The organism is Paenalcaligenes sp. Me131, assembly GCF_050487225.1.
Taxonomy (GTDB): Bacteria; Pseudomonadota; Gammaproteobacteria; order Burkholderiales; family Burkholderiaceae_B; genus Paenalcaligenes.
Map to the genome: position 1 here is coordinate 1639138 of NZ_JBKQGY010000001.1, position 14316 is coordinate 1653453.

Below are 14316 nucleotides of genomic sequence, written 5' to 3' on the forward strand. Positions count from 1 at the left end.
TTCTCAATCTTCGTAGGTTGCGTCTACGTCAGCACCTGAGTACGGCGTAGGCGCTACACCTGGCTCAGCATCAGGGTGCTTGCCCGCGTGAATAACGGTGTAAGCGAACATCTTGTCTTTGGTGCTGACAAAGTCGGCCACATCATTACACACACTCAAAATAGCCTGCGCATGGGTTTCCAGCGCTGGGTCACCTGTGTGCAATTTATCAAACCACAGATACAACCCTGTTTTTTGATCCAAAACGGTGTCGCACAGACAATCATAGAGCGCATCCAGATCACTGCCGAAGAAATCGGGGTAATCCACTGCCTTCACAATAGCGCGCAATACAGCGGAACAACTACGAGCGCGATCACAATCCACTTCACCTACAGTGATCTCGGCCGCTTGTGCCATGGTGAATATCTTACTTTTTTGTGCATCGGTTGCATTAATCAGGCCACCCTGCTGCAACAGCTCTTGCAAATTGAGGCTTTGACTCATTGCGATGCCCTTCTAAAAACGTTGACTTCCTGTCGATCCATAATACCTGCTCAATCTGAACCGATCAGCCTTTTACTTCCGGCTAATCCGAACAATAAATTAGAAACTTGTCTATCGCCAGTACATTCGTCATGACTGAGAAATTTTCGTTGACGGTAAGAGACGTGCGGTGCGCACAGAAACAACCCGTAACGTTTTTATCTTAGGCGATATTTAGACGTAGCGAATGGGTTTTTAATCCATTTAGCAGTCTCTGTGCAAGCGGTCGAAGAATCCGTTTCTTTCCCTCAACACTTCAATTCAGGTATTGCAAAATACCTACAATAGCATACGCACAAAAAAACTGGCCTGCGCTCCGTTAAGAGGCAGGCCAGTAGCGAAACTTAGTCGCGTGCGGTGTTGGCATCCACCACCGTCAGCGCCGTCATATTAATGATACGGCGTACCGAGGAGCTAGAAGTCATAATACTGATAGGAGCATTAGCGCCTAGCAAGAATGGCCCTACAGCGACGTTACCACCCGCTTCTGTTTTTAACAGGTTGTAAGCAATATTACCGGCATCCACGTTCGGGCAAATCAACAAGTTTGCTGCGCCACTCAGTGTAGTTTGCGGCAGAATGCGTTTACGTAGGCTCTCATCCAACGCGCAATCACCGTGCATTTCGCCGTCCACTTCCAGCTCAGGCGCTTGTTGACGGATCAAATCTAGTGCTTCGCGCATTTTGCTACCAGACGACGAGCTGCCCGTACCAAAATTGGAACGTGACAACAACGCGGCTTTAGGCTCGATGTTCAGCTCACGCATACGACGAGCCGCTGCAATCGTGATTTCAGCGATTTGCTCTGCGTCAGGGTTGTCATTCACATGTGTATCAGCCAATGCCACAGTACGCTCACGCAACAGCAAGATATTCATCGCGCTGTAGGTTTTTGCACCAGGACGTTTGCCAATTACTTCATCAATGAAACGCAGGTGGTTGGCATAACTACCCACGGTCCCGCAGATCATGCCATCCGCTTCGCCCAGATGCAGCATCATGGCACCAATCAGCGTAAAGCGACGACGCATTTCTACACGAGCCATCTCTTTGGTCACGCCATCGCGGCAGCGCATTTCCCAATAGGCTGTCCAGTAACGGTTAAAGCGATCATCTTGCTCGGGGTTAGTCACATCGACATCAACACCCAGACGCATACGCAAGCCGAAACGCTCAATACGTTGCTGCAACACGGCTGGTCTACCAATCAAGATAGGCGTGGCCAGTTTCTCGTCTACGATTACCTGTACAGCACGCAGCACACCTTCGTCTTCGCCTTCAGCGAACACAATGCGTGATTTGCCACCGTTTTTAACGATATCCTTAGCTGCACCATACACGGGCTTCATGAAAGCGCCTGAACGGTACACAAACTGCTGCAACTGATAAACGTAGGCGTCTAGGTCTTCGATAGGACGTGTTGCCACTCCCTCTTCCATACCGGCTTTAGCAACAGCAGGTGCAATACGTGCAATCAGACGAGAATCAAACGGTTTGGGAATCAGGTACTCAGGACCAAATTCCAGATTTTCAATGTTGTAGGCCGCCGCAACCAGCTCATCTTGCTCTTCACGCGCCAATTGGCAAATCGCGTGTACTGCCGCAATTTCCATGCCACGTGTAATGGTGGTTGCACCAATATCCAACGCGCCACGGAAGATGTACGGGAAGCACAGTACGTTGTTGACCTGGTTAGGGTAGTCAGAACGGCCTGTAGCAATCACTACATCATCACGTACAGCATGTGCATCTTCGGGCAGAATTTCTGGATTAGGGTTAGCCAAGGCCAAAATCAACGGACGCGCAGCCATACGGGCCACCATCTCTTGCTTCAACACACCACCAGCGGACAAGCCCAAAAACACATCAGCGTTATCGATCACTTCGCCCAGCTTACGTGCATCAGTATCTTGTACAAAACGCGCTTTGGCTTCGTCCATCAAGACGGTACGGCCTTTGTAGACCACGCCTTCGATGTCTGTCAGCCAGATGTTTTTCATTGGCAGGCCTAGGTCTACCAACAGCTCCAAACACGCCAATGCCGCAGCGCCCGCACCGGACACTACCACTTTTACTTCTTCCAGCTTTTTATCTACCACTGCCAAACCGTTCAGGAATGCAGCAGCTACACAGATAGCTGTACCGTGCTGATCGTCATGGAAGACAGGAATCTTCATGCGTTCACGCAGTTTTTTCTCTACGATGAAGCACTCTGGCGCTTTGATATCTTCTAGGTTGATACCACCGAAAGTGGGCTCTAAACCGGCAATGATATCTACCAGTTTCTCTGGGTCGGTTTCGTTGATCTCGATATCGAATACATCGATACCAGCAAAGTTCTTGAACAGAACCGCTTTACCTTCCATCACAGGCTTGGATGCCAACGCACCAATATTGCCCAGGCCCAGCACAGCGGTACCGTTGGTGATTACACCAACCAAGTTACCGCGACCGGTATAACGGAACGCATTTTGCGGGTCGGTGACGATCTCCTCACAAGCGGCCGCAACGCCTGGAGAATACGCCAACGCTAAATCGCGCTGGTTAGATAACTGCTTGGTAGGTGTCACTGACAGTTTGCCAGGGCGACCTTGCTCATGATATTCGAGCGCTGCCTTGCGGAGATTTTCATCCATAACGTTTAACCACTTATTCTAGAAATTCAAACACTAAATACAGGGCTAACCCTAAAGAGACCCATTCTATCCTCTAGGTCACACGGAACACATGCTGCAGGGCAGCAAAAATAGTAGAACTATGATTTTAGACCATCCCACTCTTGTGCAGGATGCGTAAAATACCCTTTTGGATCAAAGCACTGCTTCACTTCCATCTCTATATCAGCGGCGGCGATTTGTAGGCTTTTTTCACTCACCACACCGGCTTGCGACTGCTCCCACAATGCCTCTGTGGCTAAGCAACGGGCATCTAGCACCACCCACTCTAACCAACCCAAATCCCCCCCGCTTCCTAACAGCAGGTGAGCTAAGTTCAAATCTTGGCCTGCTTGCACAGGTTGCAAGGCATCGAGCCTATAGCGGGCTTCCCACTCTGCTACCGCCAAACACGCTTGCCCCGCTTCACTGCTTTGTAATTGAAATAGTTGCGGCACCAGTTGGCGCAACCGTGGCGTATTCAGTGGCTTGGTATTATTCTGCCCGAACGCCCCCAAACTCGACACAGTGCCATCGTCCATCAATAATGAGGCATGAACCACACCAGACAAATGGGTATGACCCGTGCGCCAACTTTGGCTGTGCCTATCTAGCAGCCACGCCGCAATCGTCCACTCTGCAGGCCAGGCTGCTAAACCGTGTAGGCCCGCTTCGCTTAACGCTCCTAGCAAGCAGCCCGGCTGCACAAACCACTGACCGGTTTCTGGCTGCAGAATCTGAAATTTATTTAAACGTTGAGGATCCAGCCACAAGGTGGGTAATACGTCATCGCTATGCCTGTGCGGTACGCCTTCTACACCCATCACCACCTGATGCAGAGCGCAGACATTACGCGCGTGATGCACATCTGCTGGGGTTTCAGGCGTAAAGCACAACTGCCCTTCGCCCAACAATCGCTTCTCACCATGCGCTTTTTGACTCAGTTGCAAACAGAACTGATCCCACGCACTGACCTGCTCTACATGCTTACGACCTGACAGAAAAGCCCGTCGCGACTCAGAATGCATTGTATTTTCCTGCCATATGCTTATGATTAAAGGGTTAATCCTGACTCAGCCACCGCAACGACGCGGCCTTTTATACCGAGATTCTCTGCTTTATGTTTCGCCCAGCGCATCGAACTGCACACATCACTCCCTTTCATGCGGTAGAACTGTTCAAAGAAGCCAATGCCTTGATCGCTCAAGGCAACGATATTATCAGCCTGGGCATAGGTGAACCAGACTTCACCGCCCCTGCCGCTGTAGTACAGGCACTACATGCAGCGAGCGAAGCTGGGCGCAGTCAGTACACACCACCACTGGGTGAGCCGGCACTGCGTGCTGCCATCAGCCGTTACTACCAAAGCTTTTTTGGTGCTACACAAGTCACCCCTGATCGTATTGTAGTCACCGCCGGTGCATCTGGCGCACTCACCTTGGCAGCATTGGCATTGATCAATCCCGGTGATGAAGTACTGATGCCAGACCCATCCTACCCCGCCAACCAGAACTTTGTGACGGCTGCTGGTGGTAAAACGGTTTTAGTGCCTACAACGGCTGAGCAACGCTTTCAACTCAATGCAGAACACGTACGCCAACACTGGAACGAGCGTACCCGTGGTGTGCTGATTGCATCCCCTAGCAACCCTACCGGTGCCACCATCAGCCGTGAAGCGCTGCAGGAGCTCATTACCGAAGTACGTGCTCGTAACGGTTTCATCATCATGGATGAAATCTACCTAGGCATTTACTACGAAGAACAACCGCTGAGCGCGCTAACGCTGGACGATGACATCATTATCATCAACAGCTTCTCCAAGTACTTTCACATGACGGGTTGGCGCCTGGGGTGGATGATTGTTCCCCCTGCGCTCATCCCTACCATTGATCGTATGGCTGCGAGCTTAGCTATTTGCGCACCTGCTCTGGCCCAACACGCTGCCCTTGCCTGCTTCACAGAAGACAGCATGGCAATTTACGAAGAGCGTAGGCTAGCCTTCAAAGCGCGTCGCGATTTCCTGCTGTCTGCCTTTGAGCAAATTGGTTTAGATGTTCCCGTCAAACCTGATGGCGCCTTCTATATCTACGCGGACATTAAAGCGCACAGCAACGACAGTGAAGACTTCTCCAAACGCTTGTTACACGAAGCTGGTGTAGCGGCTGTACCGGGCCGCGACTTTGGCCCTAACATGGCTCACCACACTTTACGTTTTTCGTACTCCACCTCGTTGGAACGTTTGCACGAAGCCATAGAACGTATGCGCCGTTTCTTGGCTTAATGCACTAAGAGTCTGGCTAATAAAAAACGCCACGATTATCTCGTGGCGTTTTTTATTGAACTTAATCGCGTATAGGAATGCCTGAGGCCAGAGCCATGCGTCGGCGTTCTGCCAACACTCGCGCACCATACCCGCCATCACTAGGGCCTGTAGCCCCTACGTAGCACGCCAAGGCCCCTGTTAACGAGCCTCTGCGCTTTCTACAGTCGTACAAAATCTGTGTACCAGCACGAATGTTGGCCTCGGGGCTAAAGACGGCCAGCTCTCGCTCTACATAGTTCTCTAACTTATCGCGGTGCACGCGGGTCATCACCTGCATCAAACCTTGTGCTCCAGCATGACTTTCTGCAAACGGGTTATAGCTAGACTCAATCGCAATCACCGCCAAAATCAGTTGTGGGTCTATGCGTTTCTCGGCCCCCACGGTGAAGGCTGTTTGCACCAATGCCCCCGACACGCTGTGCGCTATTTTATATTTACGTGCTATGTAGCTGCGTAGCGCCTGAAATTGGGTTTTGGACACGCCGCCCACATTCGCGCCCGCAACGGTACGCTGCAAGGTATCCACAAACCCTTGGTAAGCAGAATACTCCACCACCTCCTCTTCAATCGGCGGCGGGGGCTCTTCACCTTCTTCGGTGACTTGTTCTGTATTGGTGTCCGGCATCATCCACGCGAACTGTGCGAAATTGTCGTTATTCAACACTTCGGGGCGTAGAGCATCTACCATCACCGAGTACAACTGACGGGCTTGTTCGCGAATCGACGGCACAACCAGCCCCGCTGCAATAGTCACCAGCACAGCAATACCCAAGTAAATCGCACACATATGTACGAACTCGCTAATGCGATAACGTACTAGACGTAAGCCTTGATGTGCCCAGTCTGGATTCATGTCCGGACTCCTTCTTAATCCTGTAGGTATAATCTTAACAACCTTTACCCCAGAAAACCGGAGTATCTCTTCACAGTGAAATACCGCGACTTACGAGATTTCATCGCCCAGCTTGAGCAGCACGGCGAGCTAAAACGCATACAAACACCAGTGTCCACCCACTTGGAAATGACAGAAATCGGGGATAGAGTCCTGAACGCAGAAGGCCCTGCACTGTTGTTTGAAAATGCCATGCATCAGGGCAAAAAAGCCACAATGCCGGTGCTCACTAACTTATTTGGTACCCCTAAACGGGTTGCTTGGGGAATGGGAGCGCAAGAGGTTTCCGCCCTACGTGAGGTAGGCGAACTACTGGCTACTCTGCGTGAACCCGAAGCCCCCCGAGGCTTGCGTGATGCTTTCTCTAAAGTATCCATGCTGAAGTCGGCACTGTGGGATATGGCTCCCAAAATGATACGTAACCCCGCCTGCCAAGAAGTTGTATTGGAAGGCGACGACGTAGACCTGAACACTATTCCCCTACAGCATTGCTGGCCTGACGATGCAGCACCACTGTTGACTTGGGGCTTGGTCATTACCAAAGGCCCTCACGCCAAACGCCAAAACTTGGGGATTTACCGCCAACAACAAATTGGCCGTAACAAGCTCATCATGCGCTGGTTGTCGCACCGTGGTGGCGCGCTGGACTTTCGTGACCACGCCTTAGCCAACCCCGGCAAGCCTTTCCCTATCGCCGTCGCACTGGGGTGTGACCCTGCCACTATTCTGGGTGCGGTGACCCCTGTGCCGGATAGTTTGTCTGAATACCAATTTGCTGGCCTATTACGTGGCTCCCGTACCGAACTGGCTAAAGCCATCGGTAGCGACTTATCTGTACCCGCGTATGCCGAGATTGTTCTGGAAGGCCACATTCTGCCTGCCGATCACCCCGATGCATTGCCCCCTGTAGTACCCGAAGGTGCACCCGCCCCGCATAACAGTGCCTACGAACAAGCACTAGAAGGCCCTTACGGCGACCACACCGGCTACTACAACGAGCAAGACTGGTTCCCCGTCTTTACCGTGGACCGCATCACCATGCGCCGCAACCCTATTTACCACAGCACCTACACAGGCAAACCGCCTGATGAGCCTGCGGTATTGGGCGTTGCGCTAAATGAAGTCTTCGTACCGTTACTGAAACGCCAACTGCCAGAAATCGTAGACTTCTACCTTCCACCCGAGGGCTGCAGCTACCGTTTAGCGGTTGTGTCCATACGCAAACAATACGCAGGTCATGCCAAACGCGTGATGTTTGGGGTGTGGAGTATTTTGCGTCAGTTCATGTACACCAAGTTCATCGTGGTAGTAGACGAAGACATCAACACCCGTGATTGGAAAGAAGTAATCTGGGCCATGACCACACGTATGGACCCTGTGCGTGACACCGTTCTGGTAGAAAACACCCCCATTGATTATCTAGACTTCGCCTCACCTGTATCGGGACTAGGCGGCAAAATGGGTATGGATGCGACCAACAAGTGGCCAGGCGAAACCAACCGTGAGTGGGGTCGCTCTATTACGATGAGTGATGATGTGAAAAAACGAGTGGATGATTTGTGGGCTGATCTGAAACTGTAATCGTCCACAGCACTGCAGAAAAAACCCTGAGCACTACTGCTCAGGGTCCTATTACACGATCGCTACGCTCATCATTGTCTTTGCGTTTCTTGGCAGAACGTGAGGTAAACAAACGGAACAAACGCCAACCTATTAGCGCAACTGCTCCTGTTTTCAGCTTTTTGCCCCCAACACCACCCAGCATCGAAGAAAACAACGACAACAGCAAGGGATAGCGTGTAGAAGCCGAGAACAATAAACTTCCCCAACCACCCAACAAACTATTGCGTCCAGCTCCTAGTACAGAACTAAACAAGTTGGCCGGTTGCATCTTCCCGTTGAAGGCTTGTACTTGTTTACGTAGGTCGTCACGCTCGATGGCTGCACGCGCACGCAGTAACTCAATGCGAATTTCAGCGTCTAACGCTTTATTACGTCTGCTACTCATGATTGTCCTCCCTTGCTTCATCGCGTGAGGCTTGGCGCAAGTTTTCAATCACTTGTATGTCTTTTTTGATTTCCTCTACGGTCGCTTCAAACGGGTACGAGCCCGAGTTCAAACGACGCATTACCATCAAACCAAAACTTAGCCCTAGCACGGCATACACCACAAACAAGCTGGCTATCGCCCAATACCGGTATTCCGTTGGCCAAAACAAAAGCGCAATAAACAGTGTAAACACCAGCAATGCCAAGGTGCTAAATAGCAGTGCTCCAAACAGCATCACCATGATGCGTGCCAATCGAGCTTTTTGCTGACCGGCTTCTACCGCTGCCAACTCCAAACGGGTGCGGAAGATCGCCAGAACGGTGCAACCTATGTCGCCCACAGATTGTCGTAATGTCATGAGACCTCTTTGCAATAAAACGGCCGCCTGAGTTCAGGCAGCCGTAGTGAACAACCGGAGGTAATTAGCGACGGCTTACCAACATACCAAATAGCAAACCTACTACGGCAGCCACACCAATGGCTTGCCAAGGATTGTCATGCACGTAGTGATCCGTTGCTTTGACTGCTTGACGACCACGCTCCACAACGGCTTCCTGCGTATCATGCAAGACTTCACGCGTGTTGCGCAGCGCACGCAATGCGCTTTCACGCAGTTCCGTTGCTTTCTCACCGGAGGCAGAAGCGGCTTCACGCAGCAATTTCTCTGCTTCGTCTAGGCTGCTTTTCACATCGTCGATGAAGTTTTCTTCCACTGCTTGTACACGTTTTCTAGTCACCATAGTTCGCTCCTTGAAAAGCAAAAAGTTGAACAGTCCGCAGACTCTACTTTCATAGAGCCTACTGCACTACGTTTACATTAAGCTTAACTGATTTTTACAACTAGCCTGAAGGCCTCCGTTACAAGATTTGTAAAAATTAGATTCAGCTCAAACTTTCTTAGATTTTCTGGCGTGTACCAAAGATTCTGTCACCGGCATCACCTAGACCAGGCACGATGTAACCGTGCTCGTCCAAACGCTCATCAACAGAAGCGGTGTAAACATGCACATCGGGGTGTGCGTCTTCTACCGCTTTAATACCTTCGGGGGCAGCCACCAATACCAATGCACGAATATTCTTGCAACCGGCTTTTTTCAGCATGTCGATGGTTGCAACCATCGAGCCACCAGTGGCCAGCATAGGGTCAATAATCAAAGCCAAACGCTGATCTAACTCGCCTACTAAACGCTCTAGGTAGGTTTGTGCTTGCAAGGTTTCTTCATTACGCGCAATACCCACTACGGATACTTTTGCGCCAGGGATCAGGCTTAACACACCATCCAGCATCCCTATGCCCGCACGCAAAATAGGTACTACGGTCACTTTCTTGCCTGCCAGCTTTTCCACATTAACCTGGCCACACCAGCCTTCGATTGCTGTATTTTCCAGCGGTAAATCTTTACACGCCTCGTAAGTCAGCAACGCCGCAATTTCCTGAGACATCTCACGGAAGTTTTTAGTGCTGAGATCCGCGCGGCGCATCAAGCCCAGTTTGTGGCGAATCAAAGGGTGGCGTATTTCATGTATGGGCATGGAAACTATATTCCTTATCGTTAGAATCCTGACACGGTGCCAGTCTGACACCGCACCAGCTCTCTATTTTAAACCAAACTGCGAGAGACTAACGAGCTGCCAGCCATTTCACTAGCGCATCATCAAAAGGACGCACCACATCAGAGCGTGGATCGTTCACCAAACTGACCATGACGTAACGCTTCCCTTGGCTGTCTACGACATACCCAGCCAACGCGCGCGCATCACGCAACGTTCCTGTTTTCAGGTGAGCACGCCCTGCCGCATCACTGTCTCTGAATCGACGCCCTACCGTGCCATCCACCCCTGCAATCGCTAAAGAAGAAATGAATTCAGGCATGTAATTAGAGCGCCAGGCCTGTTGCAGCATTTGCGCCAAACCTTGTGCCGTCAACCGCGCTTCACGCGACAAACCCGAACCATTATCAATGCGCCAACCTTGCGTATTTACCCCTTGGCGATTCAACACTTGTTCTACGGCTCGCTCAGCAGATGCTGTGGTCGCACCACGACCCTGCAGGTTTTCACCAGCGGATAGCAACAACATGGTAGCCATGAGGTTATTACTTTGCTTGTTGATCATGCGTATTTGTTCTAGCAATGGGCGAGAATCATGCCACACCACTGTTTTGGCGCTGCCTGGGATGCTCCCAGCTTTCACGTCACGTGACAGCGTACCGCCCAGCTCTTTCCACAGCATGCGGAACACCGCCTCAAAAAACTCTGGCTGCGAGTGAGATAACCTGTAGACGCTAAACTCACCACACGAGCCTGCTGCTCTACCGCTTAATGAAATCACTACATTACCAGCGGTTTGCCCAACCCGAGTATTGATCGCTGGTGATCCTGGGCAGCTACCATTCGCCCACTCCACATTACCTTCAACACGCACTCCTGGCAGCGGAGGATCAACAAACGCTAGCCACTGCTTGGTATCTGCATCGGGCTGCAGCACAATGCGAGAAGCTCCTAGCCCCACCACCATCGCATCCGGACTAGCGTTATAAGGCCTGTCGCCCGCACCATCAAAAGCATAAGGATCGGTAGAGATAGTGCCAAAGATGGATCTATCAATCACGACATCGCTAAGGTTTTTAACCCCGCGCATACGCAATTCACGCAGCAAGTTCCAGAGATCAGGTATTGTCAGAAAGGGATCGCCACCCGCTTTGATATACAACGGCCCTTGCAAAGAACCTTGAGCGTCTATCACACCACCTTGCTGCGCCATCAAGCTAGTACGCCACGTATGCTCGGGCCCCAACGTGGACAACGCTGCCCAAGTACTGACCATTTTCATCACTGAAGCTGGATTACGCGGCACCGTCGGGTTATGGCTGATAAGCACATTGCCATCCACATCTTGCACCACGAGTGACAAGGCACTATCTGGCAACCCCGTGCTTTTCCAGATTCGTTCCAGATCGTCTGGCAATCCCTCTATACGCGCTTGTACAGCGGTCAGGGGCAGAAACAACGCTACGCAACACAACAGGCTTTGAGACAGACGATAGAGGGATTTCATAACATGCTCTGGCGGCAGAAAAACAAAGCACCAGCATAACGAAATTTCCCTGTTAAGAGTGTAAAACCAAACGTTTTTTCTGCAACAGCGTTAAAATGGCGGGTTTTCTACCTTGCACGGCCAAAGTTTCTGTTATGCCCGTTGATCCCTCTTTGGAACTCTCCCAGTTTGACTATGATCTGCCACCTGAGCTGATTGCCCAAACTCCTGCAGCCACGCGCACAGGCAGCCGTTTGCTGCATCTGAACGCAGCCGGCCTGCTCACCGATATGCAATTCAGCCAGATCAGCCAGCTTTTGCGGCCAGGTGATCTACTGGTGTTTAACAACACGAAAGTGATCAAAGCCAGATTACTGGGTGAAAAACAAAGCGGCGGTAAAGTTGAAGTACTGGTAGAACGTATTACCTCTGCCCACCAAGCGCTTGCTCACATACGTGCGAGCAAGTCACCCAAACCCGGTACCCGCTTGATATTGGCGGATGGGCAACTAGAGGTTACCGTCACAGGCCGTCAGGACGCGTTGTTTGAACTATCGTTTGAGCAACCTGCCTTGGATGCACTGGAGCAATTCGGTGCTACCCCTTTGCCCCCTTATATTCAGCAAGTACCTACCGCCGAAGACGATCAACGCTATCAAACCGTTTACGCAGAAGCCCCTGGTGCCGTCGCGGCCCCTACGGCTGGCTTGCACTTTGATGAGAATCTGCTGAACAGCCTGCAAGAACTGGGCGTTGATCAAGCCTTTGTCACGCTGCATGTAGGTGCTGGTACTTTCCAGCCTGTGCGCAGCGAGCAACTTAGCGAGCACCAAATGCACGCTGAGCGCTTTTTCGTACCATCGGAAACCTTAGAAAAACTACAGCGCACCCGCGAACAAGGTGGACGCATTATTGCTGTGGGCACTACGAGCGTACGCGCACTGGAGTCTGCAGTGCGTTACCAAGAATGCAATGGCCACCAAAATGCTGATGGCAGTATTGAGGGTGACACCCGCCTGTTTATTACGCCGGGCTACACCTTTACGTGGATAGATGCGCTGATCACTAACTTCCATTTGCCGCAATCCACCTTGCTTATGCTGGTCTCTGCGCTGTCAAAACTCCCCTTTATTCAGCAGGCGTATAGCCATGCTATAAAGCAACATTACCGTTTCTTCAGTTATGGCGATGCCATGTTTATTGAGGCCGCCCAACAATCATGAGTGGATTAGATTTCAAGCTACTTAAGCGTGATGGTAAGGCCCGTCGAGGCCAAGTCACGTTGAACCACGGTGTGGTTCAAACTCCTATTTTTATGCCTGTGGGCACGTATGGCAGCGTCAAAGGTATGCTGCCCCACGAACTCACCGAAATTAAATCGCAGATCATTCTGGGCAATACCTTCCACTTGTGGCTACGCCCTGGCACTGAAGTCATTAAACAGCACGGTGGCTTGCACGGCTTTATGCAATGGAATGGCCCCATTCTTACCGATTCGGGCGGTTTTCAGGTATTTAGCCTTAAAGGTATGCGCAAGATCACCGAAGAAGGTGTGAAATTTGCCTCGCCCATTAATGGCGACCAAATGTTTTTAACGCCTGAAGAATCCATGCGCATTCAACATGCGTTGAATTCCGATATCGTCATGGTGTTTGATGAGTGCACGCCTTATCTTATTGATGAGCGCCCAGCCACTCACGAAGAAGCCGCGAAATCCATGCGTATGTCGTTACGCTGGGCTAAGCGCTCACGCGATGAGTTCAATGCACTAGAAAACCCCAATGCCTTATTTGGTATTGTGCAAGGCGGCATGTACGAAGACCTTCGCGAAGAGTCCTTAGCTGGCCTCACTGACATTGGCTTTGAGGGCTACGCTATAGGCGGTTTGTCAGTAGGTGAGCCCAAAGAAGACATGTTCCGCATTTTGCAGCACACCACACCTCGTTTGCCTGAGCACGCCCCCCGTTACCTGATGGGCGTGGGCACACCCGAGGACTTGGTAGAGGGCGTAAGCCAAGGCGTGGATATGTTTGACTGCGTAATGCCTACCCGTAACGCTCGTAACGGCTGGCTATTCACTCGCTTTGGCGACGTAAAAATCCGTAATGCACGCTACCGCGATGACACCAGACCGCTAGACCCTAGCTGTCATTGCCATACCTGCCAGAACTTTTCTCGTGCATATTTGCATCACTTGCAGCGTTCTAATGAAATTGCGGGTGCTCGCCTGAACACTTACCATAACTTGCATTTTTATTTGCAAATCATGCAGGAAATGCGCGATGCTATCGAAGCTGAGCGTTTTGAAGAGTGGAAAGCGGCTTTCGCACGCGACCGTTCTCGCGGTATAGAATAAGTCTTACAGACGAAGAAGATGTCGCTACAATAACGCTTTGCTTACATAAAGCTTAATTTTTTAAGAACAATTCCGATCACACAGGAGCCTCTATGTCTATTGCTGACATTCTGACAGTTATCCCCGCCCAAGCCGCAGCCGGTGGCGAAAATGCTTTGGTAGGTATGCTGCCTATCATTTTGATGTTCGTCATCTTGTACTTCCTGATGATCCGTCCTCAAATGAAACGTCAGAAAGAGCACCGTAATCTGGTAGCCAACCTGAGCAAAGGCGACGAAGTGATTACTACTGGTGGTTTGCTGGGCAAAATCACAAAAGTGCAAGACAACTACGTTACTGTTGAAGTTGCCTCCTTGGCCGAAAAGCCTGTGGAAATCCTGATGCAACGTCAAGCCGTTGGTTCTGTTCTGCCTAAAGGCACTATCAAAAGCTTGTAATTCTCTCTCCAGCCCGAACATCCGTTCGGGCTTTGTGTACCG

General features: G+C 51.0%; 14 protein-coding genes. 5 read left to right on the forward strand and 9 right to left on the reverse strand.

Annotation, left to right across the window (positions count from 1 at the left end; all coding sequences use genetic code 11):
* Positions 1-3: 3 nt before the first annotated feature.
* The 3 genes from ACLPHM_RS08020 to ACLPHM_RS08030 form a co-directional block, all read right to left on the reverse strand.
* Positions 4-486, reverse strand: a complete 483-nt coding sequence (locus tag ACLPHM_RS08020) for a barstar family protein (protein WP_430220694.1) — start codon at positions 484-486, stop codon at positions 4-6.
* A gap of 383 nt (positions 487-869) precedes the next feature.
* Entirely contained in the window at positions 870-3161 is a 2292-nt protein-coding gene (locus ACLPHM_RS08025) for an NADP-dependent malic enzyme (RefSeq protein ID WP_430220695.1), read from the reverse strand.
* 119 nt (positions 3162-3280) lie between these two features.
* Complete coding sequence (locus ACLPHM_RS08030; protein WP_430220696.1) at positions 3281-4207, reverse strand: hypothetical protein; 927 nt, start codon at positions 4205-4207, stop codon at positions 3281-3283.
* Between the two features lie 92 nt (positions 4208-4299).
* Between ACLPHM_RS08030 and ACLPHM_RS08035 the strand changes: the two genes are divergently transcribed.
* Positions 4300-5460 carry a pyridoxal phosphate-dependent aminotransferase gene (locus tag ACLPHM_RS08035; protein WP_430220697.1) on the forward strand — a complete coding sequence of 387 codons (1161 nt, stop codon included), beginning with the start codon at positions 4300-4302 and terminating at the stop codon, positions 5458-5460.
* A 61-nt stretch (positions 5461-5521) separates the two neighbouring features.
* Here the strand turns inward: ACLPHM_RS08035 and ACLPHM_RS08040 are convergent, their stop codons facing one another.
* Positions 5522-6355: a lytic transglycosylase domain-containing protein gene (locus ACLPHM_RS08040; protein WP_430220698.1), complete on the reverse strand. Its 834-nt coding sequence runs from the start codon at positions 6353-6355 to the stop codon at positions 5522-5524.
* A gap of 75 nt (positions 6356-6430) precedes the next feature.
* Here ACLPHM_RS08040 and ubiD point away from each other — a divergent pair, with 75 nt between their 5' ends.
* Complete coding sequence (ubiD, locus tag ACLPHM_RS08045; protein ID WP_430220699.1) at positions 6431-7975, forward strand: 4-hydroxy-3-polyprenylbenzoate decarboxylase; 1545 nt, start codon at positions 6431-6433, stop codon at positions 7973-7975.
* A gap of 40 nt (positions 7976-8015) precedes the next feature.
* Here the strand turns inward: ubiD and ACLPHM_RS08050 are convergent, their stop codons facing one another.
* From ACLPHM_RS08050 to dacB, 5 genes are all read right to left on the reverse strand, one after another.
* Complete coding sequence (locus tag ACLPHM_RS08050; protein WP_430220700.1) at positions 8016-8402, reverse strand: hypothetical protein; 387 nt, start codon at positions 8400-8402, stop codon at positions 8016-8018.
* The gene (locus ACLPHM_RS08055) at positions 8395-8802 is read right to left on the reverse strand and encodes a phage holin family protein (protein WP_430220701.1); all 408 of its coding nucleotides are present in this window, start codon (positions 8800-8802) and stop codon (positions 8395-8397) included. The genes ACLPHM_RS08050 and ACLPHM_RS08055 overlap by 8 nt, the downstream gene beginning before the upstream one ends.
* Positions 8803-8866: 64 nt before the next feature.
* Positions 8867-9184 carry a DUF883 family protein gene (locus tag ACLPHM_RS08060; RefSeq protein WP_430220702.1) on the reverse strand — a complete coding sequence of 106 codons (318 nt, stop codon included), beginning with the start codon at positions 9182-9184 and terminating at the stop codon, positions 8867-8869.
* Positions 9185-9341: 157 nt separating this feature from the next.
* Complete coding sequence (upp, locus tag ACLPHM_RS08065; RefSeq protein WP_430220703.1) at positions 9342-9977, reverse strand: uracil phosphoribosyltransferase; 636 nt, start codon at positions 9975-9977, stop codon at positions 9342-9344.
* Positions 9978-10065: 88 nt separating this feature from the next.
* Positions 10066-11502 (reverse strand): D-alanyl-D-alanine carboxypeptidase/D-alanyl-D-alanine endopeptidase, encoded by a 1437-nt coding sequence (gene dacB, locus ACLPHM_RS08070; protein WP_430220704.1) that lies wholly within the window; start codon positions 11500-11502, stop codon positions 10066-10068.
* A 134-nt stretch (positions 11503-11636) separates the two neighbouring features.
* On the opposite strand from dacB, the gene queA reads away from it, so the two are divergent.
* The 3 genes from queA (at position 11637) to yajC (ending at position 14274) form a co-directional block, all read left to right on the forward strand.
* Positions 11637-12704 (forward strand): tRNA preQ1(34) S-adenosylmethionine ribosyltransferase-isomerase QueA, encoded by a 1068-nt coding sequence (gene queA, locus ACLPHM_RS08075; protein WP_430220773.1) that lies wholly within the window; start codon positions 11637-11639, stop codon positions 12702-12704.
* Positions 12701-13837, forward strand: coding sequence for a tRNA guanosine(34) transglycosylase Tgt (gene tgt / locus ACLPHM_RS08080; protein WP_135861688.1), 1137 nt, complete (start codon positions 12701-12703; stop codon positions 13835-13837). Before queA ends, tgt begins: the two co-directional genes overlap by 4 nt.
* 92 nt (positions 13838-13929) lie before the next feature.
* Positions 13930-14274 carry a preprotein translocase subunit YajC gene (yajC, locus tag ACLPHM_RS08085; protein WP_430220705.1) on the forward strand — a complete coding sequence of 115 codons (345 nt, stop codon included), beginning with the start codon at positions 13930-13932 and terminating at the stop codon, positions 14272-14274.
* The last annotated feature ends 42 nt before the right edge of the window (positions 14275-14316 follow it).

What these genes read in the sequence shown, in the direction of transcription:
- ACLPHM_RS08020 (WP_430220694.1), bottom strand. Translation starts at nt 486, where the DNA reads ATGAGTCAAAGCCTCAATTTGCAAGAGCTGTTGCAGCAGGGTGGCCTG.
- ACLPHM_RS08025 (WP_430220695.1), bottom strand. Translation starts at nt 3,161, where the DNA reads ATGGATGAAAATCTCCGCAAGGCAGCGCTCGAATATCATGAGCAAGGT.
- ACLPHM_RS08030 (WP_430220696.1), bottom strand. Translation starts at nt 4,207, where the DNA reads ATGCATTCTGAGTCGCGACGGGCTTTTCTGTCAGGTCGTAAGCATGTA.
- ACLPHM_RS08035 (WP_430220697.1), top strand. Translation starts at nt 4,300, where the DNA reads ATGTTTCGCCCAGCGCATCGAACTGCACACATCACTCCCTTTCATGCG.
- ACLPHM_RS08040 (WP_430220698.1), bottom strand. Translation starts at nt 6,355, where the DNA reads ATGAATCCAGACTGGGCACATCAAGGCTTACGTCTAGTACGTTATCGC.
- ACLPHM_RS08050 (WP_430220700.1), bottom strand. Translation starts at nt 8,402, where the DNA reads ATGAGTAGCAGACGTAATAAAGCGTTAGACGCTGAAATTCGCATTGAG.
- ACLPHM_RS08055 (WP_430220701.1), bottom strand. Translation starts at nt 8,802, where the DNA reads ATGACATTACGACAATCTGTGGGCGACATAGGTTGCACCGTTCTGGCG.
- ACLPHM_RS08060 (WP_430220702.1), bottom strand. Translation starts at nt 9,184, where the DNA reads ATGGTGACTAGAAAACGTGTACAAGCAGTGGAAGAAAACTTCATCGAC.
- upp (WP_430220703.1), bottom strand. Translation starts at nt 9,977, where the DNA reads ATGCCCATACATGAAATACGCCACCCTTTGATTCGCCACAAACTGGGC.
- dacB (WP_430220704.1), bottom strand. Translation starts at nt 11,502, where the DNA reads ATGAAATCCCTCTATCGTCTGTCTCAAAGCCTGTTGTGTTGCGTAGCG.
- queA (WP_430220773.1), top strand. Translation starts at nt 11,637, where the DNA reads ATGCCCGTTGATCCCTCTTTGGAACTCTCCCAGTTTGACTATGATCTG.
- tgt (WP_135861688.1), top strand. Translation starts at nt 12,701, where the DNA reads ATGAGTGGATTAGATTTCAAGCTACTTAAGCGTGATGGTAAGGCCCGT.
- yajC (WP_430220705.1), top strand. Translation starts at nt 13,930, where the DNA reads ATGTCTATTGCTGACATTCTGACAGTTATCCCCGCCCAAGCCGCAGCC.